The 643-nt window shown below is 57.2% G+C and carries 1 protein-coding gene and 1 pseudogene; both read left to right on the top strand.

Going from position 1 to position 643, the window contains the following annotated elements; all coding sequences use genetic code 11:
- Positions 1–209: hypothetical protein (locus tag F0Q45_RS29800; protein ID WP_262491206.1), on the top strand; the 209-nt coding region annotated here is incomplete at its 5' end.
- 7 nt (positions 210–216) lie between these two features.
- A pseudogene (locus tag F0Q45_RS29805) lies at positions 217–363 on the top strand (type VII secretion protein EsxI); the annotation flags it as partial.
- Positions 364–643: the final 280 nt, after the last annotated feature.

Raw genomic sequence — 643 nt, forward strand, 5'->3', positions numbered from 1 at the left:
GACTGGTGTCGGATAGGGCAGGGGTGATTGGTCGCGGCGGTTTCCGCTCAGCTCACCAGATCATTCTTGATGGAAAAGACAACAAGGTAATGATCACGCCGGTTTATGACCGATCCGCGCGCAATGCGCGACATGGCGGGTTGGCCGAGGCCACCTCGTTGGACCCCCAGAAGTCACCGGCCGCTAACACATCACGCACGATGGCCTGATGCTCGGCCTGTGGCTTGTCAGGAGTTCATTACCCAGTTGGGGCGTAACTTCTAGGTGATCTAAGAACAAGCCAATAGCCACGGCCAAAAGGTGCAAGCCGCCGGCAACAATATGGCCCAAACCGATTCCGCAGTCGGATCCAGCTGGGCCTAACGCCGCCAAGACGGCTTCACCAGCTAGCCATCGAGGGCGCGGGTAACACCACAACGGTGTCACCCGCGCCCTTGGGATATCCGCACCTGAACGTCACGGTCACAGTGACAATCAGCACGTGTGAATCGAGTGCATACCCTAAGAAGGCTCTAGTGGTTCCGTGAAAGTGCAGATTTTTAGTGTGATCTGTCTTACGATCCGCCCGTGGGGTTGGTTGGTACGTGCTGTGAGTGACCTGTCGGCGCCGTTGATGCGGCTGATTGATTCGGGGTTGTGATGA

Source organism: Mycobacterium simiae (genome assembly GCF_008370645.1).
GTDB lineage: Bacteria > Actinomycetota > Actinomycetes > Mycobacteriales > Mycobacteriaceae > Mycobacterium > Mycobacterium simiae_A.